The sequence below is a fragment of the uncultured Bacteroides sp. genome, from assembly GCF_902491285.1.
GTDB lineage: Bacteria > Bacteroidota > Bacteroidia > Bacteroidales > Bacteroidaceae > Bacteroides.
Window position 1 is genome coordinate 33,468 of record NZ_CABUHK010000023.1, and the last position, 26,997, is coordinate 60,464.

Consider the following 26,997-nt stretch of genomic DNA (forward strand, 5'->3'; position numbering starts at 1 on the left):
CTTAGTCGATGTTTATTTAATATTGTTTTCTGTTTCGTATAAGAAATAAAATAGCTATATTTGTTCATTCTATTACTTATAAGAAATAAAATGAGAAAGCTGGAGTATTATAAAAGAGAATTGTATATTCAACGTATAAGACCTTTTGTCAACACGCAGATGATAAAAGTTATTGTTGGACAAAGGCGTGTAGGAAAGAGCTATTTGCTGTTTCAGTTGATGGATGAGATTCAGAGTGAATTTCCAAAGGCGGATATCATTTATATCAATAAAGAATTATTCGAATTTGATCAGATTAAAACATATGTTGATTTGATCAATTATGTGTCTGCCACAAGAAAAAATATGGATGATAAATGTTATCTGTTTATTGATGAGATACAGGATATTGAAGATTTCGAAAAGGCTTTGAGACATTTCTTTGCAGAGAATACCTATGATATTTATTGTACTGGGAGCAATGCCACTATGCTTTCGGGAGAATTGGCTACTTTTCTGAGTGGTAGGTATATTGAGTTTAAAGTATATGGTTTGACGTACGCAGAATTTTTAGAGTTCCATAAACTAGAAGACTCAGTTGAAGCATTTAGTCGTTTCTATCGGTATGGCGGACTTCCTTATCTTGCTAGTTTGCCTTTTAAGGTTTGTGTCAGCTCAATAAAAAAGCCCGCCATTGACGTGGAATTTGTCAATGACGGGCAGTTACTATTATTCTAAGACCTATATCTAACTCGCGTTACCTTAAAAACAAACCTGTTCTGCCATTGCATATTTGTTAGCTTCTATGAGTTTGCAAATGTTTTCTACAGAAGCAGCAGAGCGTAAACCGTCTGCCGGTGTGTGAAGACAATAATCTATCAGTCTGTCTACGGTGGAAGTTGCTACGTGCATGCGGGTATCCGAAGACGCATAATAGATATATACCGTTCCGTCCTCATCCGCAATCCATCCGTTGGAGAAGAGTACATTGGATACATCACCTATTCTTTCTTCATCTACCGGAGCTAGCAAGTATCCACCCGGCTCGGCGATTATCTTTGTCGGATCTTCCAGAGACGTCATATACAGATAGAGTACATAACGCAGCCCGGCAGCGCAAGCCCGTACACCGTGGGCGAGATGCAACCATCCTTTGGGGGTTTTGATAGGATGGGGACCCTCACCATTCTTCACCTCTTTTATAGTGTGATAGTAACGGTGGTTGATGATAATCTCTTCTTTTACTTCAGCGTGAGTCATATCATCTATTAGTGCCCAGCCGATACCTCCGCCGTTTCCGGCATCAATAAAACTGTCTTGCGGGCGGGTGTACAAAGCGTATTTACCGTTAACAAATTCCGGATGCAGAACGACATTGCGTTGCTGGCTTTTGGAAATCAGGTTCGGCAGGCGTTCCCAATTCTTCAAGTCTCTGGTGCGGACGATACCTGCTTTCGCTATGGCGGAAGATAAGTCGCCCGGCGCAGCGTTCGGGTCAAGGCTTTCGCTACAGAAGATACCGTAAATCCAACCGTCTTCGTGAGCCGTCAGGCGCATGTCGTAGACATTTGTTTCCGACGGGTCTGTATCCGGCAGATGTATCGGGTATTCCCAAAAACGGAAATTGTCTACGCCATTCGGACTTTCAGCGATGGCAAAGAATGATTTACGATCATTTCCTTCCACGCGGACTACCATCAGGTACTTTCCGTTCCATTTGATAGCTCCCGAGTTCATGGCGGCATTGACGCCAATCCGTTCCATAAGCCATGGATTCGTTTCCGGATTCAGGTCGTAACGCCACTCCAAAGGAGTGTGATCAACTGTCAAGATAGGATATTTATAACGCTCGAATATTCCATTTGGGGAAAATATTATCTTGTTTTTACGTGAGATAAGTGACTCATGTTCTTTTTTTAGAATATGAAGTCTATTATTGTATCTATTCATATCTATTCAACATATTAAGAGATAAAGATTTGCTGTCTATTTCTCTTGTATCTTCTTGACAAGACTAAAAAGAAACTGTTCACAATGCAGATAGACATGAAATGTATACTGTGTTGTACAGACAGTTTCTTTTTATGTTTTATCATTTTAAAAGTATGGGGGTACTTTTAAACGGATATGTCAAGTTTATAAATTATTGCTTAGTGATAAAATAAGAACGAACGGTGTAACCAGGTTCCAAGAAGCTAACCCAATACCAGCCGTCTTTTATTTTATCTATTTTACAGTCTTCTATTGGGTAGGCAACATTTTTATCTATTGCATTTTTAGCAACTTTATAAAGTACAGCGTTGGTTTTTGCTCCTTCTTCAAGGTTACCGGTAAATTGAACTGCAAATCCGGCAGCATAACTTCCTGTACCTTTTATTGTTAATAGTGAAATATTAAGTTCTTTAGAATAAATAGCTTCACCAACTTTTGATGTAGAAAGACTCTGGTAAGCAAAAGAACCGGCTATTAAGTAACGATAGCTTGGATTTTCTAAATAAGGTTCGTCAATAGTCTTGATATGAATATCAATAGACTGCCCTTCTTTGTCCTTGATGGTGATTGCTTTATTGAAATAGTTTCTTTTCAGTCCTTCAATAATAACTTCTGTTCCATTTTCTCCTACCGTGCATTTGATATAAGATGAGGAGTAGTTGGGGAGACTACAAGTATAATCACCGTTTCCATCCAGAATTTTGATCGTGACAGGTTTATCAGTTATTAGATAAGTAATATCTTCACTATTATCTACTACTAGTTTCTTAATTACTTTCACTGTAATTTCAGCTGTTTTGTTGCGTTTATCCTTTACGGTCAATGTGGCAGTACCTGGAGCAATACTGGTAATATCTACTTTGCCATCCTCACTAATTTTTGCAGTTGCTACAGCTTCGCTGGAGGAAGTAATGCTATAACCACGATTGCCAGTATACACTTCAAGAGTTTTAGATTCTCTAGGGAACATGGTAGTAGCAACTGTTTTCATTACAAGGTCTAACTCCTGATCTACAACTACTTTTATATTTGCTGACTTTTTGGCCCAGTCGGTAACCGTTACTATTGCAGTACCATATTGTAGGCCGGTTACGATTACTTCATCGCCTGATATAGCGGCTGTCGCTACTTTTGTATCCGAACTAGTCACTTTATAGCCACCGTTGCCATCAACAATTCGGAAACTTCCTTCGGCTGCTTCATCCAGATTGATTGCTAGGGCTTCTGCATCTACAGCTAGATTTGCATAACTTGGTGCGTCTTCATTGCAACCGGAGAATAACCCGGTTGCAAAAAGCGCGATTCCTGCTAAATATAATAAATTTCTTTTCATGATATTCTTTAAATTATGGTTCGTTATTCGGTTCCGTTACTTTTACTTTTCATTTTACCGGTCACAGTTACTACACTGTATTTAGGCACGGTAATAGAACGCAGACCATTCAATGATGGATTGATCTTTTTATGTAGCCACTTCACATTTTCACTGGATGTGTACGTTCTCATGTTCTGGAATTCTACTCCATCGATTTCCAACAAAGTACTGAATGATTCAGTTTGAGAAGAATTAACGAGTACAAGGGTGTAAGTATTGTCTTTAATATAGGCAGAAGCATATAACTCTTCCGGGAACTTATCTGTTTCAGATGGAATCTTTTCTACATCTACGCGTACAGCACCTTGATCTATAAATTTAGTATATTGTCCGTAAGAGTAGTAACGAGGTACTCTGTAGAATTCTGTGCTAGGCAATGATTCTTTCAATTGGATTAGGTTTTCTCCTGTTGTGCTACATGGACGTGCACCTGCCCACCATACAAAACCGCTAACATTGGCTTTTGTTAAGTAATAGTGGAATGTTTTTGCCCATTTCATTGCGTCGGGCCATGTTTCTTTACGATCCTTATCATCACTAACTTCTGTCTGCCAGATTTGAATATTGCGCTTCACAGCTTCTTCAAAAGGAACTAAATTTTCATCACTTGTAGAATATCCATGACCAGCCATCATTATATTTTGATCTGCTAATTGTGGATATTTCTTAAGACTCTCATTAACATGTGTAACCGCCCATTTCCACTGTGCATTTTCTGCATACATAAGTCTCATGTCACCATATCCTCTTTTGATCATTTCCGGGCGAAGATGGTTGAGTACTAAATCGGCCATCTGGTCTACTGTCCAAGAACAGCTAGCCCATCCTCCCATACTTGCTAGAAAATCCGGTTCATTCCATCCGGATAGTGCGAAAATATCAATGCCGAATTTTTTCTCGTATGCCTCTACGAAATCGATTAGATATTTTGCATATTCCGGGTAGTATTCTGGTTTCATCGCTCCACCATTCAATTGGACCTTATTTTTCCATATAATGGGAGGACACCAAACAGAGAAAAAGTAATTAACATGTTTGTATTTCCTACTTATAAGATCTACCAGCCACATCTGTCCCAACTGAGTCTGTTCTCCACATTCTTCACCATTGTAGACGCGCCAATAGTTATTAATCATAGAGGGTTCATCGGGAGGTAACATAAAGTTACGGTCCATCTTGAACTCTATTTCCTTTGTTGCTGGATTGCAGTAAGAAGGGAATATCTCACCACGGAAGATATTCAGTCCTAAACCGGATTTGCTGAAGAGGTCTTCTACCACTTTTTCACGTTCCACAGTATTCCAGATGCGGTGTGACCATCCGCAGAAAGCGCAGCCGAAGCCTTCGATAAGTTGATGCTTGTTTTCTTCTCCAATTTTCATCTTTATCACAGCGGTTGTTGATGGTTCGGATACAAATCCATCGTCCTCTAAGTTTTCCGGTACAGGGTCTGGAATAAAAACATCACTGTGGTCTAAACTTCCGTCATCACAGGAATATCCTAGAAAGAGGAAAAGAGTTACAAATAATAATGAATATATCTTTTTCATAATTGTTATTCTATAATTGGTTTTAATGCATTATTTCCACAATTCGGTTTGCTTCATTGCGTTGTTGTTATTCAACTCGCCTGAAGGAATTGGATAATATTTATATTTCTCCTGAAAATTGTCAGCTCCCTGCTTGTCATTTGCTTTGAAGATTGTTTTGATTTCGCTGGTGGTATACCAACGTTTCATATCATCAAAGCGATGCCCTTCTCCGAAGAACTCAAGCAGACACTGATGTTCAATCTCATCCATCACGTTAGCTGCGGTGAAAGTCTTATCTGCCAGTCCGGCTCTCTGACGAATGGCTTTTAATGCTGTATTTGCTCCATTCAGATCATTAGTTTGGGCACAGACTTCGGCATACATTAACAGTACTTCTGCAAAACGCATGGCGCGAACGTTATTTGACTTACCTTCTTTGTGTCCCATGTTGTCTGCATTGCCGTCATTGGCGAAGTAAGCAGTGTATTTTTTCAGAAGGAATTTACCGTCTCCCAAGCTGAAGGTTGGGGCACCACCCGCCATTTTTCCACTGTTGCTTTCCCAGAGTTGTTCCATTGAACGGTTGCCACCATACCATTTTTCATTCTTCACCACATCGCCCAAAGCTTCAGGATTGAAGAATAAGCTGGCATACATGCGTTTGTCATACTTTGTGTCTGATTTAGCAGGACGTTCTTCTTTTACAAACTGTCCAACGGCAAAGCTGGAAGGCATTAGCTTTGCCCAACCGCCACCGCCCACCGGACCGAGGAACTGAGGAAGGGAACTACCGAGGTTGATTCCGCTTTCGTTACCCCAAGTCAGTTCACCATCACTGCTATATTGTAGCTCGAATACAGACTCTTCGTTGTTTTCTTTCGCTGGAGTAAAATTCTCGGCAAAGTTTTCCATCAATTGATAGCGTCCCGGATAGTAAGGAGCATTCATTAGAAGTTGCAATTGTGTTTTGGCTTCGGTATATTTTTTTTGATATAGATATACCTTGGAAAGCATGGCAATAGCTGCACCTTTCTCGATGCGTCCTTTCTGTTCTCCATTTCGTGTGATAGGTAAATTGCAGCTAATGGCAGCAATCAAATCATCTTCTGCTTGTTTCCACAGTTGTGCTTCTGTGGCTGCCGGTTTATTAGTTTCATCTTCGTTAGAAGGAATCAGGCGCAGGGGAACTTCTCTGTAGTTATGTACCAGTAAGAAGTACTGAAGACCTCTGAGGAAAAGTGCTTCTCCTTTGATCATAGAACGGTCTTCTTCGCTAATACCGCTTGCCGGAACCAAATCAATGTTTTTCAATACGATGTTTGCACGTTGAATGCCAGTATAGAGTGCTCCATAAGGATCATTGCCAGTGGTGGTAGAGTTTTGGAAAGTGGCAATAGCCCACATGGATGCCTCTTCATTCAAAATAGTGAAGATATCGTCACCACGGCTGTTCAAGTTTAGCCAGCCGTCGAATGCACCGTAATAACCGTACATCTGGTATTTTATGGGTGAATAAGCGGCTGCCAAACCACTCTCTGCATCAGTTTTATTTTTCCAGAAGTTTTCTTCTGTAAAGTGATTGCGGTCTGATAAATCTAAAAATGATTCGCTACATGATGTCAGAGCTCCGGAAAGAAGAACTGCCATACCTATATATGATAACCAATTTTTTTTCATGTTGTAAAATTCAATTAGTGTGTATAATCTTAGTATTATAAACTTACCTGAATACCGAATGAGATAGTACGTGGTAACGGATAACGTCCTTGGTCGATACCTCTTGAGAATACGCTGTAGCCTGCTCCGATGTCTACACTGCCGCTTTCGCCGAGGTCAGGAGAATAACCGGAATACTTTGTCAGCGTGAAAAGGTTCTCCATGGATGTGTAGATTCTCACATTTTCCAACTTAATCTTCTTCAACATTGATTTAGGAAGAGTATAACCAATATCGAGTGTTTTCAGGCGGAAGTAAGACCCGTCTTCCAACCATCTGTCGGTATATGCCAGTCCGTTGTCGGCTCCGTCTACTTTGGAGAAACGAGGGATGTCTGTATTTGGGTTGTCCGGTCTCCATGAGTTAGCCAGTCTTGTGCTGTAATTGCCGTTGAACTTACCCGATTCGAGACAGTAACGCTGATAGTTATATATGTCATTACCTACTACTCCATCGAAGAACAGACCGAAGTCGAAACCTTTCCATTCACCACCCAGGCGTAAGCCAAAAGCGAAATCAGGGAATGGGTTGCCTACGTCGTGCTGGTCGTTTTCATTGATCACACCGTCACCGTTCCAATCTTTGTAACGTACATCACCTACTTGTGCACCCGGTTGAATCATATTACCGTTTTTATCTTTATAGTCTTCAATCTCCTGTTGGCTATGGAAGATTCCGTCAGACTCGATCAGATTAAAGAATGACATGGAGTGTCCTTCTGCAAATCGGTTGATTCCACGTCCGCCTGCACCGTGAGCAGAATAGCCTGAGATAGCTAGATTGTCACCACCGGCAGTAATTTGAGTTACTTCATTTTTTTCGGTAGTAAAGTTTGCACCGATGTAGTAGTTGAAGTCTTTACCGATTGTGCTACGCCAGTTCACTGCCAACTCGAAACCTTTATTGCGTACTTGTCCGGCATTCTGGATAGAAAGACCGTTGATACCGGTAGAAGCTGCATAAGGAATTGGGAGCAACACATCGTTGGTGTTCTTTATGTAAGCATCAGCTGTCAGAGTCAGTTTGCCATTGAGCATAGTTAGGTCTAGGCCGGCATTGAATGTTTCGGTGCTTTCCCAAGTCAGATCGGCAGGAGATACTGCATTAACGTTGGGTAGGCGACCAAACCAGATACCATTACCTTGTAGGTAGTTCATTCCGTCGGATACTACGCTGATGGTAGGATAGAATTTGTCCATCTGCTGATTACCCAGTTTACCGTAGCTAAAGCGGAGTTTAAACTGGTCGAACATATTCTCCAACGGTTTGAAGAATTTCTCACGATTGATGTTCCAGCCAATAGATGCTGAAGGGAAGCTACCAAAGCGGTTTCCTTTCTTAAAGCGTGAGGAACCGTCACGACGGATAGAGGCAGAAACTAGATAGCGATCGTCGTAAGAATACATCACACGTCCGAAGAGAGAAACCAGTGCGAGCTCGTTGATTGAGCTAAAGGCTTTCATTGTACTTACATTGCCCGTCATTGTTTCAATGAATTCAGGAATGTCTGTATTGCTTCCGTTCAGACCGTAGCTCTTGTCTTTCTGTGCGGAATAACCGGCCATTAACGCGAGATTGTGTTTGCCGAATACTTTATCATAATTTAGAGTGTTCTCCAATACCCATGATTCGTAGTCCGAAGAGCCTTCGCTTAGGTCAGGAGTTTCATTCTTACCATAAGTGCCTAGGTCATAGCTACCTGTGTATGTGCGACTTTTGTTGTGGTCTTTTCTAAGTCCTAGGTTCAGTTTGTATTTCAGACCTTTCAGAATTTCTGCTTGCAGATATGCATTCAGGAAGATCTGGGTCTTTTCGTTAGTATTGAGTACGGTACTGTAATAAGCATAAGGATTAGGGAGATTGATATCTGCAGAGGTTCCCCATCCGGTACTATTGGTAGGATCGAATACCGGTACTACTGCAGGGAAGCGGAGGATTTCGCCCATTGTGTCCTGGTTGATGTTTCCTTCACCTTGGGATAGGCGAACGATTAGCGATTCACCGATAATCAGGCGATTGTCCAGAAAAGAGAAGTCGCTCTTCAAACGAATATTATAGGATTCGTGACTTGTGTTGCGAAGAATACCTTCTTTGTTTAAATAGCTTGCAGATGCGCTGTAGGTAGCTGTTTTGGAACCACCGCTAATATTAGCGTTCGCTTTATAGGTCATTGCAGTGCGCAACATTACATCTTGCCAGTCGGTACCGACACCAACAAATGGAACTGCACCAGTTTCTGAACTGTAACCATCGGCAGCTAGATTATAGTAGCGTGCGAAGCGGCTATATTCTTCACCATTAAATACATTCAGCGTTTTTGGAGTCTGGCTAAAACCTGTGAAGAAACTTACATCTAGTTTGGTAGGCATATCCTTGCGGCCGCTTTTTGTAGTTACTAATACTACACCACCGGCAGCACGAGAACCATAGATAGCGGCAGCGGCAGCATCTTTCAGTACCTCAATAGAAGCAATATCTGATGGGTCTACCATACTAAGATCTCCAAAAGCTCCATCAATTACATAAAGCGGGTCATTGTTTGAAAGAGAACTGATACCGCGGATGTTAATAGTCATTCCTTCGTTCGGATCACCACTTGTGCTTGCTACAGATACACCGGCAATTTTACCTTGGAGGGCTGTACCCGTATTTGTAGCAACAGCACCATTCAATTCTTTTGCGCTTACTGAACTTACAGCTCCGGAGAGGTGGCTTTTCTTTACTGTACCATAACCGATGACAACAACTTGTTCAAGAGTTACGTTATCTTCTTCCATACTAACATTGATTGTAGCGTTTGAAGATACTGCCTGCTCTATACTTTTCATACCTATTGTAGAGAATACAAGCACATCACCCTTATTGGCTTTAACTGTATATTTACCGTCTATATCTGTAACTGTACCAGTGTCTCTGCTTTTTATTTTTACTGTGACTCCTGGTAAGGGTTCGTTTGTCGTAGCTTCTGTTACGACTCCTTTAACTTCGATATTCTGGGCTGCCAATGGAATACTGGTCAGGCAGAGAAAGAAGAAAAGTAAGAAATGAATTTTTTTACTCATGATTTATTGCATTAGATTTATAAACTCTATTCTATTAAGCATATAACTTGTTCCGTTATCTGTAAGTTGTTGCTTGAAGTGTTTGTTGTCGGCACTGTTTTTACAAGAAGTAAATGTACCTATGTAACTTAATAGGTGTGCTACTCCAATAAGGTAAAATAATCTGTTTTTCATAACATATATGATTTTATATTGTTAAACTCTGGGAGCAAAGGTAGGGTGGTTTACTTTGGAGGACAAATATAATTTTATCAAATACTAATACAAAATTAACAAAAGGCATAAAAATAGATAAAAATGTTGTTTTAATCTCCTTAATATAATACTAAATCTCTTTAAATAGCTGTGTTTGTAGGTGTGACTATCAAAAGTGTGCCGTTATGTATCGAATATTTATAATACCTATAATATACTTTCTGCTCACTAGAAAAACGTCTGTGTCTTCTGTATTAAATATGAGTTTAACTTATATAGAACGTAGTGTAAAAAAGAGTTATATGTCATAGGCTATTTATTATATTGCCAAAGTGCAATTTTTCCCCAAAAAACAAACTTCAAGCAGGCTGTTTTTACTTCCATTTTCTTGAATAACTCTTTGTTTATCATAAATATTGCTTTTTACATTTCTATCTTCTTTTTCATCATTATCATTTCATTTATTTCCGTACGGTTATGAACTAATTTCGAACTTGTGCAAATTTGTCGTTAATACTGAATGAATTTATGATTGATGATGCATGATTTTATTCGTCTGACAATTGTTGCTTTTTCGTCTGACAGTTGTCAGACGGAAGAATAACAGTTGTCAGACGAAAGTTCAACAACTGTCAGACGAATAAATTTATATATAACAGGGATTAAATCATTGCATACTGCCAATCTGATTTTAGAAAAACTAAGATTAGTTCATTTCCGTACCGTTTAGCTCATTTCCGTACGGTTATGAACTAATTTCGAACTTGTGCAAATTTGTCGTTAATACTGAATGAATTTATGATTGATGATGCATGATTTTATTCGTCTGACAATTGTTGCTTTTTCGTCTGACAGTTGTCAGACGGAAGAATAACAGTTGTCAGACGAAAGTTCAACAACTGTCAGACGAATAAATTTATATATAACGGGGATTAAATCATTGCATACTGCCAATCTGATTTTAGAAAAACTAAGATTAGTTCATTTCCGTACCGTTTAGCTCATTTCCGTACGGATTTAAACAACTTCACCTCTACATAGTTATTTATCCTAATTATTTATCCTAAAACAAACATTGAACGATTTATTTTCTTAATTTTGTGCTAAAACCAAATAGCAATAAAAGAAAAAGGAAGTAGTATGGAACAAGCGGACAGATATATTCGTTTCGACTGGGCAATCAAGAGACTGCTTCGTCAAAAAGCTAATTTCGGTGTATTAGAGGGTTTTCTCACGGTATTTCTTGGTGAAGAGGTGAAAATCATCGAAATACTGGAAAGTGAAAGTAATCAGCAGACAGCCGATGATAAGTTTAATCGTGTAGATATCAAAGCCAAAAACGATAAGGGTGAGATTATCATCATTGAGATTCAGAACACTCGTGAACTGTACTACCTGGAGCGTATCCTCTATGGAGTGGCGAAAGCCATTACGGAGCATATCTCTCTTGGAGAACGTTATTATGAGGTGAAGAAGATTTATTCAATCAGTATCTTATACTTCGATATCGGTAAAGGGGATGACTACTTATACCACGGTCAGAACAACTTCGTCGGAGTGCATACGAATGACCGTCTTGAAGTGACTACCAAAGAGAAAGACGCATTGGTGCATAAGCTTCCCGCCGAAATCTTTCCCGAGTATTTCCTGGTTCGGGTAAATGAATTTAATAAGGTGGCGGTCACTCCTTTGGAAGAATGGGTGGAGTATCTGAAAACAGGTTGTATCCGTCCTGATACAGAAGCACCGGGGTTGAAAGAAGCCCGTGAGAAATTGGTGTATTATAATATGTCCAAAGCGGAGCGACAGGCTTATGATGAACATTTGAGTGCGATCATGATACAGAATGATGTGTTGGATGGGGCGAAATTGGAAGGTCGCATGGAAGTTGCTCGTAACATGAAAAAGCTGGGAGTTCCCATCGAAATTATCATGCAAAGTACTGGATTATCAGAAAAGGAGATAGAGAACTTATAAGTAATATAGCTATTACGAAGCGGTCTTTTATATCAATTTTCTTTAGTACAATATCTCTGAATCCCGCTTTCTTTGCGGCTTTCACCCATTGGCGCGGTTTAAACCGATTGGGATTCCATGTGTCTGCCAGTGCCCAGTATTCTTTTGGGGTGATAGTTCCGTCTTCCTACGATTTGTTTGCGTACATTCCCCATGACAGGTCAATGCCCCCATGAACGGCTGACATACCCAAATGGCCGTACCTCTTTCTCATTCTTAGATGATTTTAGAGCGATTATTGAAACTCTAATCGCTAATGAATATTAAGTATTTAGTCTTCATTATTAGTAAAAAAGACATTGGAAGATTTATTTTTTATAATGTAATAGCCTAAATAGCAATAATCTTTCAATATATTGAAAGATTATTGCTATATTTATTTCAGTAAATAAGATGAGTGTGGAGAAAAAAGTGATTATTTGAAAACCATCTTCATCGGTCTGCCTATCCAGACTTGTGGTTGCTCAAGATTAAAAATAGATGCTATGGTAGAAGCTACGTCATATTGCATCATGCTTACGTCATCAAAACGAAGTCCTTTTTTAATATTCTTGCCGGAGATGATGAAAGCTGTTTCCATTTCCTGCATTGTTTTGCCGCCATGACCTTTATTAATACCGCCGTGGTCGGAAGTTAATATGAAAATAGTATCATCAAGGATTCCTGCGTCTTTTACAGCTTGGACAATTTGTCCGACATAGGTATCCAACTCTTTGAGTTTTTCATAATAGGCGGGAGTATCATGTCCTTCAGTGTGTCCGGTATGGTCAGGGCTATCGTAACAGATGGCAACGAGAGTCGGGTGTTTTTCCTTTATATAGGTAGATGCCATATTGCCTAATTCTTTGGGAGTCTTGTTGTAATCGGCCACATGGTAATGATAACTCATAGAAAGGGTATCCACAAGGTATTTGATTCCGTCCCATTCATAAAGGCAGCCGATTTCTGCTTCCGGGCGGGCATCGCGCAGCAATTGGAAGATAGTAGGGAAAATTCCGTTCTTGTTCAATACGCGTGATGGAAGTTCCGGAGTTTTAGAGCCCCATTCGGTGTATCCGTGGAGTTCCGGCCCGGCTCCCATAAACATGGATGCCCAGTTGATGGCGCTGGAAGAAGGAAGGGCCGAGCGTTTTTTTAATGTATAAGAGCCGTCTTCCATTAGCTTCTTGACGTTAGGCATGTCTGCTTTGGGCAGGCTATATGCACCCCAGCCATCTAATCCGATAAAAACAACGTGCTTGGCTTTGTCTTTTCCTTTGGCATTGCAAGAGAAGCTGAGACTGAAGAGTAAAGCAAATGTAGTAAGTAGTGTTAAGAGAGTTTGTCTATTCATGATATTTTTATTTATATGGTTAATGTTTTATTCGTTGTTTAATGAGAAGTCATAGCTAACGACAGACAAAGATAGGACTATTTTGAATGTGAGACAAATACAATCTTAGCATTAACCAATACTTTTGCGTTTTTTATCCCAAACTGATACTTTACTGTGCGAAATGATTTCCGGCGGGTTGCCGTATCTTGATTTGTTATATATTTGCCGGCAAACAAGATATTACTATGAAGAAGAATTGGATGTATGGTGGTGTAGTGGCTGCCTTGTTTGCTTTGGTGGTAAGCGGTTGTGCTGACTCCCTGCGGACTGTTGAGTTTCGCGGAATCTGTGTAGATGACTTGCACGGTGAAAACGGGCTCTATAACCCCGGGAGAGGATTCCGCCTGGAAACAGCGGTAGATGTGCTGCATGAGAAAAACACTCCTACGAAAGAGCTGGTGGAACTGTCGGAGAAGTACATGGCGGACAGTGTCTCGCTTTCCCAAAGTTATTTTTATCTTACTTATCTGATAGGTGAGAATCTGTCTGAAGAGAATTTCCAAACTATGCAGATGTACTTTGATGAGTTGCAGAAGCAGGGAAAGAAAGCCGTATTGCGTTTTGCCTACGAAAGGGATTTTATGGGAAGAGCCGCCACAGGTCCTACCGGAGAACAGATATTGGAACATCTGGACCAGTTGAAACCTTTTCTGGAGAAGAATAAAGACTTGATTCTGGTAATGCAAGCCGGAATGATTGGTGCATGGGGCGAGTGGCACAGCTCTATCCAAGGTTTGGAGAACTCTGAAGAGATAAAAGCTGCGGTATTGGAGAAATTGCTTTCAGTCGTTCCCGAAGAGAGAAACGTGCAAGTAAGGCTGCCTGAGTTTAAGAATCTGCTGAAGGACAAACCGGAACTATATAAAAGACTTTCGTTCCATGATGATTTCATCGTGATACGTCCCGACAGATGGGATGCTGATATGCACGAAGGAACTGCCAAGTTCGACCAGATAGTGAAAGAATCGCCTTATCTCGTAGTAGACGGGGAACTTCCCTGGGGATTTTGGAGCGTAGGTGCCGATCCGGACAGCCCTTCTGCCGGATGGATTATTGACGGGCTGCAAGCGGCAAGACGTTTATTCCTTCAGCACTATACTTCATTGAGTGTTATCCATAATTATAAGGAACAACATCCTAACAACAGATTTGACGAGAATAACCCGCCCGAATATTCCATGGTGGTATGGAAGAAAACAATGATAACGGAAGATTCTCTTCGTCAACACCATATGCCTGTATCCGACAGTTATTTCCAAAAACAGGACGGAACGAAAGTGAAGCGTACTATGTTCGATTATATACGTGACCATTTGGGCTACCGTATCGAACTGCAATCTCTGCAATTGCCTGATAAGTTGCAAACCGGAAAAGAAAACCTGTTGAAACTGAACTTGGTAAACAGAGGTTTTGCCACTGTGTTTGGAGAGCACCCGGTTTATTTTGTGCTGACTGACGATAAAGGGGAAGTTACGGAATTCCCGACCGAAGCCAACCCGTTGGACTGGCAGCCGTTCCAGCCGGGAGATACGACTTATACGCCGTTGACACATTCTGTTGATTTATCCCTTCAACTGCCGGGGGCGGTTGTTCCCGGAAAATACAAACTGGGTCTGTGGATACCGGATGGCTCAGAAAGGTTGAAGTATAATTCCCGTTATGCTATCCGTTGTGCGAATGGGAATACGGTTTGGGCGGTGTCTAAAGATGGAAAATACGGAGTCAATATATTGACGACTGTTGAGGTGGAATAAATGTTGGTTTATGTGTTATAAATCAGCACCACCGTGTACGCCACATAGCAAAGTACCATAATGCTTCCTTCTATTCGAGTAATCGTCCGTTTGGCGAAGAACAGTCCGAAGAACCAGAGCAGGATACACGAACCTGCCAGCGTGAATAAATCAAAGTTGGTGATTCCGTTGAGGCGGAGCGGAGTAATGCTGGCACTGCATCCCAGTACAAAGAAGATATTGAAAAGATTGCTGCCGATTACATTTCCGATGGCAATTTCGGGATTCTTCTTGAGTGCGGCTACGATGGAAGTGGCAAGCTCCGGCAGGGACGTTCCTGCAGCTACCAGTGTCAGGCCGATAATGGATTCGCTTACACCCAGGTTGCGGGCAATACCCGTAGCTCCATTAACGAATAATTGTCCGCCATAAATAAGTGCGCCCAGCCCGCCAAGAATATAAAATGTGGATTTCCACCAGGGAAGCAATTTGATTTCGTCTTCTTCGGCAGGGTGTGCGGGTTGGTGGGCGTCACTCGTCGCAGTCGTGGACGGAGTACGGGCAATCGCAAAGGTATACCCCATGAAGATGGCGAAGAAACAGAGTAATAATAAGCCGTCTATTCTGTTCAGGATGTTTTCTGATGCCTTATCCAGAAATACATCATTAGCACAGACCAGCAGGACGACAGAAGAAAGTATGCAGAGCGGTATCTCCTTTCTGAGTGTGTTCCGGGTGATGACAATAGGGGCGAACAGGGCAGTGCAGCCTACAATCATCAATGTATTGAAGATATTGCTTCCCACCACATTGCCGATGGCAATATCCGCGCTGCCTTTGAGGGCGGAAGACACACTGACTGTCAGTTCCGGGGCGGAAGTACCGAATGCGACAATGGTAAGTCCGATGACGATAGGCGGGATACGGAAACGTTTGGCTACTGAAGCCGAACCGTCCGTCAGTCCGTTGGCTCCTAAAAGAATGAGGATTAATCCCCCTATAAGAAACAATATATTCATAATTTTTCAGTTTGGCAGCAAAGATAAAAAATCTAAATGAAATTAATGACAAAACTCAGAAAGAAGGTTGTAGGAGGATGATTTAGGTAATATGTTGAAAAAGGTATGACCGCTAAAAGTCGGTTGAAACCGGACGTTATTATCAGAGGACAAATAGCTATGGGCTTTTCATGCAACTACATGATAAAAGTTTTACTATTCTATCATTTGGGGTATTTATTCTTTGATTAGTTCAAATAAAACAATAAATTTGCATTATATGCCGATGAAAGGGGAGATAGTGAAAGATTTAACTAAATTGATAGTAGTCTTGGCCGAGCAAAAGAAAACAGGAAAATGGTTGGCTGAACAATTTGGGAAAGATATTTCGACCGTTTCTAAATGGCGTTCAAATAATAGTATGCAACTGTCGTTAGAGGTGTTAATGAGGCAAAAGAAGAATTTATTGAATTAATTACACAATAAAAGTTTTATGTCCCGACTAAGTGATCTATATAAAGCAATGGAAACATTGCGCAAAGAAGGTCTTTCTTTGAATGAAGACCTTGAAAAACAAGTGAGTGATTTGGAAGAGAACATCATCAAAAAAGAAATTCTTCCGATTGTAACCGAGACGATTGCACCGGCTTTAAAGCAAGTGCAGCGCGAATTAGTGCTTGTCGTGGATTATGTACCAGGCTCGCCTATTAGTGTACACTTGTCTCGTAAACGAAATTTTACAGCAGATATAGCAGATGCCAAAGAGATTCTTCCTGACCCACAGGTAGAGCATAAAGAAATAGGAAAGACTGGACCGAAAGGCGAAATTGCGCCAGCTACCCGATTGAGGATTACATTTGCTGATGACCGAGTGATTCAAGAGCCACAAGCTGCTGAGACTTTCCGTAAGTTTGTAATGGAAGTAGGTGCCGACCGCGTACGTTCTTTAGGAATGAAGCAAAATAAAGTACCTCTGATTTCCAATACGCTTGACAAGAAATATAGAAGTTCACAAAAGCCTGTTGGTAATGGTTGGTATCTGATGACATGTAGTAGTACGCTTACTAAGAAACGGGATATAGAACGTATAGCCAATGCGTTTGATATAAAGATTAAAGTTGAAATAGTGTAATTCTTTCAATCATGAGACGAATAAGAATATTCATAAGCAGCGTACAGAGTGAGTTTGCCGAAGAACGTGCAATGCTTTGTCATTATATCCGAACAGACGTGCTGTTGGGAAAATTCTTTGAGCCGTTTATTTTTGAGGAAGTACCGGCTAATGAGTATTCTGCAAATCATGTTTATCTGAAAGAAGTTGAGTTATGCGACATATACTTGGGGCTGTATGGTAATCTGTATGGATACGAGGATGGGGAAGGTATTTCTCCAACAGAGCGAGAGTATGATTTGGCGGCATCACTGCATAAAAGTCGGCTTATCTATATAAAAAGCATTGGTGAGGAAAAAAGACATCCCAAAGAAAAAGCATTGATAAGAAAAGTAGAGCAAGATATAGTACGTAAGACTTTTGTAGATATTGACGGATTACGAACTTCGGTATATGCTTCTTTAATCAGATATTTGGAAGAAAAGGAATATATCCGGTGGCGACCGTTTGATGCTTCCTGCGATAATGGAGCAACATTGAAGGATTTGGATGAGGACAAAATGAGGAATTTTATACACATGGCTCGTTCAAAACGTAACTTCCCGCTGTCGGTGGAAACTTCTCCTGAGGTTTTGCTTACTCATTTAGATTTAATTGATGAAAATGGGCGTTTGGCTAATGCGGCCATATTATTGTTCGGGAAGAAACCTCAGAAGTATTTCATTACTTCAGAGGTAAAGTGCGTGCAATTTTATGGAGATGTAGTAGAGAAACCAATGCCGGCATATCAGATATACAGAGGCGATGTTTTTGAATTGGTAGATCAAGCTACAAGTTTTGTCATGAGCCGTATTGATAATTGGGTAGGAACAAGGGCAGAGGGAGAAAAAGCTGATATTCCAACACGTCCTGAATTGCCTATTGATGCCGTAAAGGAAGCCATTGTAAATGCTGTGTGTCATAGAGACTACACAAGTAATGCGAGTGTGCAGATAATGTTATTTCGCAACAGACTGGAAGTCTGGAATCCGGGAACATTACCATATGGTCTTACCGTTCATAAACTTCATGGACCGCATAAATCGTTACCTGCAAATCCGTTGCTTGCTGACCCAATGTATTGGAATGGATATATCGAGAAAGTGGGAACAGGTACAGAGGACATTATCAATAAGTGTCGGGAATATGGTTTAAAGTCTCCTGAATTTTATCAAGAAGAAGATTTTAGAGTAGTCATCTGGAGAGTAATCGAAGGACAAGACGTTCCAAAGGTGATCCAAAGCGTTCCAAATAACGATCCAAAGGCGATCCAAAGCGTTCCAGACAATGAAACTAGACTCTTGGAGATGATAACGGAGAATCCCTCAGTGTCAAGGGCAGAACTTGCCAAGCGACTTGAGTTAAGTGAACGGCAAATAAGAAAAATAATTGACCAGTTACGGAATGCTGGTAAGTTAAAACGAGAAGGTGGTAAGATTGGAAAATGGATTATTACTGGAGAATAGTAAGAACAGTAGCTAAATTCCTTGATTAAGCAAAGGGTTTGGCTGTTGTTGTACTAGAGTTGTTTTGATGAGATGCGAAGCGCAGCAGATTGGTGTAACTATAATGTCGCCGAATCGTTACTGACAACTATCTGCTTCTCTGCTCAATGTTGTTATCCAGACAGATATAAAAAAAGTTCTTATCCGAAACAAAGATAATCATTTTGGAAGTTGATATGTCAAAAACAATCCGTATGTTTGCTCTGTTTTAATTAAAAAGGTGATTAACATTCATTTAATATCTGCGAACAATAGGATATGGAAATAAATAGGATGAAAAGAATAATGCTGGTGTTGCTGATGTCTTTTGGGGCAATGGGTGCACAGGCGCAGTTGGAACAGGCTGTCAAGAAGATATTTGCCGGAGATACCATAGCCAGTAAACATACCGCTTTGAAGCGGGACTCGGATTCGGCCTATGTGGCAAACCTGCAAAAGACATTGGAAGAAGCCCGGCTCAATGAAGCGAATATGCGTATGGAGATGGAGCAGATGAAGCTTCAGATGGCTGCCGCCGATTCAGTGAAATATGCTCAACAACGCCAACGTATCGACTCTCTGCGCCAGTTCACCAAAGGAATACCCGTAGTGGCGGACGATGATACTTTATTCTATCTTTTCACCAAACGTGGCGGATACACTCCTCAGCAACGTGCGCAGATGACCGGTGCTGCGATTGAAGAACTGGGAAGACGCTTCAATCTCCGTCCCGACTCCGTGTCAATCGACCATTCGGATATTGTTTCCGATTTGATGTACGGCAATAAGGTACTGCTCTCTCTCACGGATCAGGACGCTTTGTGGGAAGGCATTTCCCGTGACTCTCTCGCTAAGGAAAGGCAGCAGAATGTTGTAACCAAGTTACACGAGATGAAAGCGGAGCACGGACTTTGGCGAATGGTGAAGCGTGTGCTTTATTTTATCCTGGTGATTGTCGGCCAATATTTCCTGTTCCGTCTGACCAACTGGTTGTTCCGTAAGCTGAAAACACGTATCCTGCGTCTGAAAGATACGAAGATAAGGCCTGTGTCCATTCAGGGATATGAACTGCTGGATGCGCAGAAACAGGCTAACTTGTTAGTCTTCCTTGCGGGTATAGGGCGGTATATCCTTATGGGTTTGCAGCTATTGATTACTATCCCGCTGATTTTTATCATTTTCCCGCAGACGGAAGGATTGGCTTATCGTATATTAGGTTATATCTGGAATCCTATCCGCGGTATTTTTGTGGGTATCATCGACTATATTCCCAAACTGTTCACAATCATTGTCATTTGGTATGCAGTGCGGTACTTGGTGCGTCTGGTGCATTATCTGGCACGTGAGATAGAGGCGGGACGCTTGAAATTCAACGGTTTCTATCCGGATTGGGCAATGCCGACTTTCCATATCGTCCGCTTCCTGCTCTACGCATTTATGATTGCGATGATTTACCCTTATCTGCCGGGTTCCGATTCGGGAGTATTTCAAGGGATTTCGGTATTTGTCGGATTGATTGTTTCGCTGGGGTCGAGTACGGTAATCGGTAATATCATTGCCGGACTGGTGATTACGTATATGCGTCCCTTCAAGATGGGCGACCGGATTAAACTGAACGATACTACCGGGGATATTATAGAGAAAACGCCGCTTGTCACCCGTATCCGTACACCGAAAAATGAGGTGGTCACTGTCCCCAACTCGTTTATCATGTCTTCGCATACCGTGAATTACAGTACCTCGGCGCGCGAGTATGGGCTGATTATCCATTCGGAAGTATCTATCGGGTATGATGTTCCCTGGCGACAAGTCAATCAGATATTGATTGATGCTGCGTTGAACACTCCCGGAGTAGTGGATGACCCGCGTCCGTTCGTATTGGAAACGTCTTTGAGCGACTGGTATCCGGTCTATCAGATTAATGCTTATATCAAAGAAGCGGATAAGATGGCACAGATTTATTCTGACCTGCACCAGAATATTCAGGATAAATTCAATGAAGCAGGAATTGAAATCATGTCTCCGCATTATATGGCTGTCCGGGACGGAAATGCGACGACAATGCCTAAGGATGATTGGAGGAATGGCAATCCTGTGGATAAAGCGGCACAGGGCGAGACTACTGGGAAGTCATAAAAGTGTCCCTTTCATTACGAGAGAGACACTAGCTGTTGTCTGTTTTTCACTGAAGTTAATTATTGCCGGACATGGCGTAATGAATATCAAAACGTCCGTTAGTCAGACGGTTGCCGTTGCCGAATGTCGCGCTGATTATTTTCGCGTTTGTGTCAAAGCGGCTTACAAAGGCTGTCCCGGCTTCCAGTTCTTCTCCATCGGCTTTTACATTGGTGATGACGGACTCTTCTCCTTCTTTGGGAGCCAAGAGAGTGAATTCTATATAGAAGCCGGTTTCTTTTGTTCTGACTGAAACGGATAGTTTATCCTCTTCTTCGTTTTTGTAGTAGAAGAATGAATCGTGTGTCCATAACGGTGAAGGGTGCCAGCCCCAATATCGTCCGCCTACATAAATCCAGCCGTCTACAAGGCATCCGAATGTATCGGCACCTGTGGTTGTGGCGGGCGGCATTACTGTGATATCCACTGTGTTATCTTCCGTACAGCTACAAAGGCTGAGAATAGAGAAAAGGATGAGTATGTATTTTTTCATCTTCATCGAAGCTAAGGTTAAAAATAATAAGATAATCCCGTAGTGAGATTCAGACGGGAAAGATTAGCGTCATGGTTCTCATCGAATCTGACGATGGTCGTTTCTCCATGATAGTGGGTTTTCATTCTGACAAGTCCGCTGAACAGGTATTGTACACCTATCCCGAGTCCCAGGCTGGAAGTCAGTTTGTAGGTAGCGTTGCTGTTGATAAGAAAACCTATACTGCTGGCTTTCACTTTCCGCTTCTTGCCGAATACCTCGCTGTTGTTGCGTAAAAAGAGTACGCCGGGCCCTACTCCTCCACGAATCTGCCAATGCTTGGTATGGGCATTGCACATTCCGATTTGGGGGCTGAAGAAGTGAATCAATAAGTGGTCTTTCCCTTCGGGATGGCTGCCTTTGGAAGAGAATCCGGTGTAGATTGCTCCGAAGATGAAACGTTTGATAGGGCGGAAGTGATATTGCCCGTCCCAACTTACCCCCTGCGCAAGTTCGCGCTGATAGCTGTGGGTGTCGATGGTAAGCGTGGGAGTTCCCTTGAGCATATTACCGTAGCCGGCATGGAAGGAAAAATCATGTCTTTCGAAGTCCTTCTGCGAGAAAAGTGTACCATGGCAGGCGACTAGTACGATTATTATTAAAACCGTTTTTAGTTGTGCTTGATTCATGTGAAATTAGTTTAGATAGTTAGTTTATTACAAAAGTAGTAAATATCTCAAGTTTTCTCACAACGGATCAGAATTTTTTGTCCATTATTTAATGTGCTGGCAAATAGGTAGGTATTTCCTCCTTCTGTCAGGCTGATTCGTTTACGAAGTTCAGCTACTGTGGCAGGAAAGTTGCGTACAGTGATATTGGCTTTTTTAAGGTCGGCCAGGTTTTCCTTTATTTCTTTCTTGTTGAAACTGCACTGGCTGATGATACGGAACGCTCTTCCGGGAAAATCTGTAATCAAGGCATCGGAAGTGTAAAGATGACTGTTGGGGTGCAGCTTCTTTACAGGATAGGCTGCGGCAATACTGCGGAAAGCGCCGGCTTTCAGGAGGGATGTGTTCGGTTCATACAGGTAACTTCCCAATGTGTCGGTATACATACATTCGTTGCGTTGTTCCTGTTCGCGGGTGAAAACGAAGCGTTGCTCTTCGTGTGTTCCTTTTGTGGAGAGGTTTATACAATGAATAGGGACTTCTTCCGGTGAGGTTTGTCCTGCTGGCGGTTCTTGTCCGAGTAGTAACAGCAGTTCTTTGCATTCGTTATTGACGGACAGGATATGGACTTCTTGTGTATGCCGCAACTCTTTCAATGCTAATGAAAGGTCGAGCATGGGGGAGAGTTTGACCATTACCCGGTTGGCTTTGCTTAGTAAAAGTTCCTCCAGTTCGGCTACGTCCGGTTCGCAGTCGGAGATGGCTACGGTTTTGCCGCCGTGCTCGTTGCGGCGGGCAGGGTCGAGAAAGATGCAGTCTACGGGAGACATTGCTTTCAGGTAGGCTACGCCATCTTCATTCTTGACGGTAATGTGGTTCAGGTTGAGTATGGGAAAGTTGTGTGCCGCTATTTCGCAAAGTTCTTCCTGCCGTTCTACGTAGGTGGCTGATTTGAATTTGGCAGCAAGGAAAGAGCAGTCTATCCCGAAGCCTGCGGTAAGGTCGGTCAATGATTCACCTTGCAGGAGACTTGCCTTGTAGCGGGCGGTGATTTCCGAAGAGCATTGTTCCAGTGACAAGTGTTTCGGATACCATATATCTTCTATCTCCTTCCACGATGGGATTTTTTCAGCGGCAACCTGCCGTCCGGCTATCTGGGTGATGGCAGTCGGCATGTCTACATTCGGATACTTTTTAGCTTGTAGGGCTAAGGCACGTATATCGTCTGACGAGTGTTCACGGATGAATTGTTGGGTTTCGGGGAAGATTTGCATATGGGTATTGTTGCGTTATATAGGGGATTATTATGTCGTATGATAGTGATAGTACGGTTAATTGTTGGATGCCGGGTTATGGTATTACCTTGTATTTCAGCCTGGCTACGTCGCGGCTGCAAAAGTTGAAGTGCCACCACTCACTGGGCAATGCGCGGAATCCGGCTTCTTTCATTACTTTTCGTAACAGTATCCGGTTTTGCCGTTCTGCCTCGCTCATTTTTCCGTTACGTACCAGTTCGCTTTCGTGGGTGATATGTGCTTCTATACCTAAATGGTCGACTTTTGTTCCCATTGGTAATGGTTGTCCCAAAGAATCCTGGATGCTGATGTCTACTGCCAGTCCGTAATTGTGGAGTCCGCCGCCACGGTTCGGGTTGGAGACGTATTTATATTTAGATGTTCCTTTCACTATATTCCACATCTTTTTTTGTACGGACATCGGACGGGCGGCGTCATAAATGAGGAGACTGTAAGACGGGTGCAGTTCTTTCAATGCTCTTTGTGCTTTCACAAGGGCATATGCAGCGTCCGGATGTAGATAGGCTTCCGACAAATTGTCATAAAGCACCTCTCCGGTGAAATTATCAGCTTGTGTGTACATCAGTTTCACTACCAGGCTACTGTCCAGTTCGGCAACGTTCACCAAACCCAAAGAGTCCATATAGAGAGCCATTGCGCTTTTCATCGGTTGCGGAGTGGGGGGACATTCTTTCCGGAGTTGTATATCATCCGATGGATGCTCGTATTCCGCTATGGCGGAGTTTCCCTTTTCCTTGTGACCGGAAACGGAAGTACATTCTGCCAGCAGCAGGCAGAGGATAGGCAAACTATATTTTAGAAATCTCATTCGGACTTTTGTATTTAGTGCGCCAAAGATACTTCTTTTTGGCTTTAACTCCAATCTTCTTATCTCTGGATATTGGCTACTGCTTTCTTCAGATTGGCTACTCCTTTCCATACATCCAACAGGTGCAGGACACGCGCATCTTCCGCTTTGCTATTATTGGCTGATAGCAGTTCCGCATAGATTTCCAATAGCTTCTTTAAGTCCTTAATTGGTTTTTCGGGAAGTTCGGCGAGCATTGCGGTCAGTAGTTTTTCCAGTTCCCGGTTGTGCAGCGGACTGACGTTCATCATCTGTTGCTGTATCAGGTCGGTCAGTCTTTTCAGAGGTCCCCATCCTGTGTCTTGGTGCGAGCCTAGAATCCTGCCTATGCGTGAACTGTCTATGCATCCTTTGTTTATACGTTCTATCCATATTTCGGCAGCGTAGGCACGGCTGGTCTTGTCGGCCACTAACATGCAACTGGCTTCCAGAAGATAAGAAATCTCATGCCATGTGTGTCTGAACTGATGGAATGTTTCTATCGTAGTTCGGGTCACGTTGACCTCCCTTACTTCATTTAACATCGGGTCGTATATCGCTTGGCAGATGCACCATGCCAATAATGGTTCCGGCGTATTGGGTGCCAGCCATAACAGACGCGGCAAATCTTTTGATATTTCGTCGAAATATTCTCCTTGAGGATAATATATTTCTACCAGCAGCGGATGTGGAGTGCGCGGGTGATACTCTGCTCTCTCGTTATATTTCCCTTTATTGATGATTCGGACGTTCTGCCCTTCCGGAAGATGAATGCTGATTGTAGAGGAAGTCCATTCTACCACTTTCTTAGTGTAATCTATATATGAATGAGATTCCAGATACGTTTTCCATGCGAAGTTTCCGGTCAGAAATTCACGCGGACTTTCGTTGTAGGGGAAGTCCTTAAATTCGGGATAGACCGTTTCCGGTGATTTGATAAGTCCTGCTGTCATCCACCATGCCGGATGCGTGAAGGGGGATTGGGGCGTAGACTCTTTCTCTCCGAACAGGAAGAGAAGCAGATTCCGGTATTCTCCTTCCAGTTCCTGAGTGATGGTGGAGAGTAGTTGAGCGGTGGTTTCATCCAATACCGTACGCGACAGTGCTATTTGCATATCCTGACTATTAGGCTCAACATCTGCCTGTTGATATTGCTTCAATCTTTGTATGAGGATTGCCGGGTCGATAAACATGGGTATATGCGTAGGCGTGGAAAGCAACGGCAGGCGGGGTTTGTTGCTTTCAAGCATATCTAAGGTATGACATAGTAATTGCCTGTGCACGCGGTGCTCTATTTGTTTATTTCTTTTTTTGCGGATGGTAAGCGATTCTAAATCACAGAATCCCCACTGTCCTCGTTGTACTTCATCTTTCTGCACCATTTTCTCGTGCAGGGCGTTCAGTTCTTTTCCTTCTTCGGGGAAACGTCTGATTAGTAGCTTTGAATAATCGACGAGGAAGGTTGCCATCATATTGTCCAATACGCCGGTGCGGGAATTTCCACCGCTTAGAATTAGTTTATAGGCACGTTGAAGAATGGGCGTCCATTGGGGGATTTGCCCGGCTTCCAGTTGGGCGTCCCATTGTATCAGCGAACTGATAAATTGTTCGAAGTGATACACTTCGTTTACTTCCAACACTTGGCTGGCTAAAAATATCAGGTCTTCGGTAGAGGTGATTTCCGGTATCCGGTTTTCTTCGCTGATGATGGGCGGGATAGGCTCATAGGATTCACTGATAAAGGAAGCGTTGTTGGTTGTCGGGTTTGCCGGGGGGATGTCAGAGTAGCTGCCTTCTAAATAAGGTTTCAATTCTTGTTTGATGCCGGTCAACATGGTATCTGCATAAACGGAAAGGGCTTCTTTCAATGTTGCCGATTCTGTGTCTCCGTAGGTCTGAATCAGTTTTACTATTTTACTTTGGATAGATTCTTCACGGCTCATTAGCCCTTGTGCGGCGGCACTGCAGATGGCGCCGCGGTATTCTTTTCTTTCTTTCGCCAGCTTGTTGAGGATGGCCAGCGTATTTTGATGGACTGCCTTTACGTCCGAAGCAAACAGGATGGAAGTCTGGTTCAGAAATTCTTCTGTCGGGAATTGGGGGTGACTGCACAGGTTCTTCAGCAATTTGAGTATGATATTTGTCGGACGGCTGTGGGGGCACGAAAGGACGGCAAATAGTTCCGGTTGTAACTCCAATTGTTCCTCTACGCTGGGGGCGAGTGCTTCGAACATGCCGGCAAACCAACTGCACAGGTTTTTATTCATGTTCCGGTTGACGGCAAGCAGGGATTCTTTCAGTACGCGCATACGGTCCTGCAGTCCATTTTCGATGAGGTATCTGTAGGGGTAGTAAGGGGAACCGCCATTTCGGCTGTCCATCCAGTTTTGTCCGCAGTCGTATTCAAAGAGGTACCAAATGTGCTCTTTCAGTGTAATTTCCCGTTTTTGCAATATGCTGGTGTTGTTGATATAGTTCACCAGATAGCCTGCTATGGTTTGTGGTGTTGGGGTGACAGTGAGAATTCCCTGTTCCAGCCAGTCCATTAGTATCTCATAATCCATATTATAGATGCCGCGGGAATCTTTTCCTTCACTTTCTTTGAAAAAGCTATTCAGCCAGGTGGGGATGTGCCACGAAATCAATTCTTTCAGTCGTTCGACATGTATACTCCAATAGTATTTACTATATTCTTTCTGAGGGTAGATGACGAGGGCGGTGAGGTTGAGGATACGCTGTTGTTCGGGAGTGGCGCGTGTACCGTATATGTTTGGCTCTAGCTGGACGATCTTATTATAATGTTCTTCCTGTTTGTTGAGGCAGGGGACGAGGCTTTTACGTTCTTCCAGAGTCAGTCCTTGTAGAAAGGGGATGATGGCATCACCTTGTTGTTTTTCTACTATTTCGTTGAAACGTTCTTCTATGGTCATAAT

The 26,997-nt window shown here is 42.4% G+C and carries 19 protein-coding genes; 7 read left to right on the top strand and 12 right to left on the bottom strand.

From position 1 onward, the window contains the following. Positions 1-90: 90 nt before the first annotated feature. Positions 91-717: an AAA family ATPase gene (locus RDN93_RS08180; RefSeq protein WP_308745049.1), complete on the top strand. Its 627-nt coding sequence runs from the start codon at positions 91-93 to the stop codon at positions 715-717. A gap of 24 nt (positions 718-741) precedes the next feature. Here the strand turns inward: RDN93_RS08180 and RDN93_RS08185 are convergent, their stop codons facing one another. From RDN93_RS08185 to RDN93_RS08205, 5 genes are all read right to left on the bottom strand, one after another. After that, positions 742-1,929, bottom strand: a complete 1,188-nt coding sequence (locus RDN93_RS08185; RefSeq protein WP_308745050.1) for a glycoside hydrolase family 130 protein — start codon at positions 1,927-1,929, stop codon at positions 742-744. Between the two features lie 193 nt (positions 1,930-2,122). Continuing rightward, on the bottom strand, positions 2,123-3,304 hold the full coding sequence (locus RDN93_RS08190; protein WP_308745051.1) for a hypothetical protein: 1,182 nt from the start codon (positions 3,302-3,304) through the stop codon (positions 2,123-2,125). A gap of 23 nt (positions 3,305-3,327) precedes the next feature. Further along, positions 3,328-4,896, bottom strand: a complete 1,569-nt coding sequence (locus RDN93_RS08195; protein WP_308745052.1) for a glycoside hydrolase family 30 beta sandwich domain-containing protein — start codon at positions 4,894-4,896, stop codon at positions 3,328-3,330. A 30-nt stretch (positions 4,897-4,926) separates the two neighbouring features. After that, complete coding sequence (locus RDN93_RS08200) at positions 4,927-6,555, bottom strand: RagB/SusD family nutrient uptake outer membrane protein (RefSeq protein ID WP_308745053.1); 1,629 nt, start codon at positions 6,553-6,555, stop codon at positions 4,927-4,929. A gap of 35 nt (positions 6,556-6,590) precedes the next feature. After that, complete coding sequence (locus RDN93_RS08205) at positions 6,591-9,656, bottom strand: TonB-dependent receptor (RefSeq protein ID WP_308745054.1); 3,066 nt, start codon at positions 9,654-9,656, stop codon at positions 6,591-6,593. Positions 9,657-10,991: 1,335 nt separating this feature from the next. Here RDN93_RS08205 and RDN93_RS08210 point away from each other — a divergent pair. Further along, positions 10,992-11,828, top strand: a complete 837-nt coding sequence (locus RDN93_RS08210; protein WP_308745055.1) for an Rpn family recombination-promoting nuclease/putative transposase — start codon at positions 10,992-10,994, stop codon at positions 11,826-11,828. Between the two features lie 454 nt (positions 11,829-12,282). On the opposite strand, the gene RDN93_RS08215 is transcribed toward RDN93_RS08210, so the two are convergent. Next, positions 12,283-13,200 carry an alkaline phosphatase gene (locus RDN93_RS08215; protein WP_308745056.1) on the bottom strand — a complete coding sequence of 306 codons (918 nt, stop codon included), beginning with the start codon at positions 13,198-13,200 and terminating at the stop codon, positions 12,283-12,285. 227 nt (positions 13,201-13,427) lie between these two features. Here RDN93_RS08215 and RDN93_RS08220 point away from each other — a divergent pair, with 227 nt between their 5' ends. Beyond that, positions 13,428-14,996, top strand: a complete 1,569-nt coding sequence (locus RDN93_RS08220) for a DUF4832 domain-containing protein (protein WP_308745057.1) — start codon at positions 13,428-13,430, stop codon at positions 14,994-14,996. An 8-nt stretch (positions 14,997-15,004) separates the two neighbouring features. Here the strand turns inward: RDN93_RS08220 and RDN93_RS08225 are convergent, their stop codons facing one another. Next, a complete protein-coding gene (locus RDN93_RS08225) occupies positions 15,005-15,994 on the bottom strand; it encodes a calcium/sodium antiporter (RefSeq protein WP_308745058.1) in 990 nt (329 codons plus the stop codon). A gap of 259 nt (positions 15,995-16,253) precedes the next feature. Between RDN93_RS08225 and RDN93_RS08230 the strand changes: the two genes are divergently transcribed. The 4 genes from RDN93_RS08230 (at position 16,254) to RDN93_RS08245 (ending at position 20,743) form a co-directional block, all read left to right on the top strand. Continuing rightward, positions 16,254-16,448 carry a transcriptional regulator gene (locus RDN93_RS08230; protein WP_308745059.1) on the top strand — a complete coding sequence of 65 codons (195 nt, stop codon included), beginning with the start codon at positions 16,254-16,256 and terminating at the stop codon, positions 16,446-16,448. Between the two features lie 18 nt (positions 16,449-16,466). Beyond that, a complete protein-coding gene (locus RDN93_RS08235) occupies positions 16,467-17,105 on the top strand; it encodes a hypothetical protein (RefSeq protein ID WP_308745060.1) in 639 nt (212 codons plus the stop codon). An 11-nt stretch (positions 17,106-17,116) separates the two neighbouring features. Beyond that, positions 17,117-18,589, top strand: a complete 1,473-nt coding sequence (locus RDN93_RS08240; RefSeq protein WP_308745061.1) for a DUF4062 domain-containing protein — start codon at positions 17,117-17,119, stop codon at positions 18,587-18,589. A gap of 297 nt (positions 18,590-18,886) precedes the next feature. Continuing rightward, on the top strand, positions 18,887-20,743 hold the full coding sequence (locus RDN93_RS08245) for a mechanosensitive ion channel family protein (protein ID WP_308745062.1): 1,857 nt from the start codon (positions 18,887-18,889) through the stop codon (positions 20,741-20,743). A 55-nt stretch (positions 20,744-20,798) separates the two neighbouring features. Here the strand turns inward: RDN93_RS08245 and RDN93_RS08250 are convergent, their stop codons facing one another. The 5 genes from RDN93_RS08250 to RDN93_RS08270 form a co-directional block, all read right to left on the bottom strand. Then, on the bottom strand, positions 20,799-21,275 hold the full coding sequence (locus RDN93_RS08250) for a hypothetical protein (protein ID WP_308745071.1): 477 nt from the start codon (positions 21,273-21,275) through the stop codon (positions 20,799-20,801). 17 nt (positions 21,276-21,292) lie between these two features. Continuing rightward, on the bottom strand, positions 21,293-21,943 hold the full coding sequence (locus RDN93_RS08255) for a hypothetical protein (RefSeq protein ID WP_308745063.1): 651 nt from the start codon (positions 21,941-21,943) through the stop codon (positions 21,293-21,295). 47 nt (positions 21,944-21,990) lie between these two features. Then, positions 21,991-23,196, bottom strand: a complete 1,206-nt coding sequence (locus tag RDN93_RS08260; RefSeq protein WP_308745064.1) for an SAM-dependent methyltransferase — start codon at positions 23,194-23,196, stop codon at positions 21,991-21,993. A 76-nt stretch (positions 23,197-23,272) separates the two neighbouring features. Then, positions 23,273-24,046 (bottom strand): M15 family metallopeptidase, encoded by a 774-nt coding sequence (locus RDN93_RS08265; protein ID WP_308745065.1) that lies wholly within the window; start codon positions 24,044-24,046, stop codon positions 23,273-23,275. A gap of 59 nt (positions 24,047-24,105) precedes the next feature. After that, positions 24,106-26,994 carry a DUF6493 family protein gene (locus RDN93_RS08270; protein ID WP_308745066.1) on the bottom strand — a complete coding sequence of 963 codons (2,889 nt, stop codon included), beginning with the start codon at positions 26,992-26,994 and terminating at the stop codon, positions 24,106-24,108. Positions 26,995-26,997: the final 3 nt, after the last annotated feature.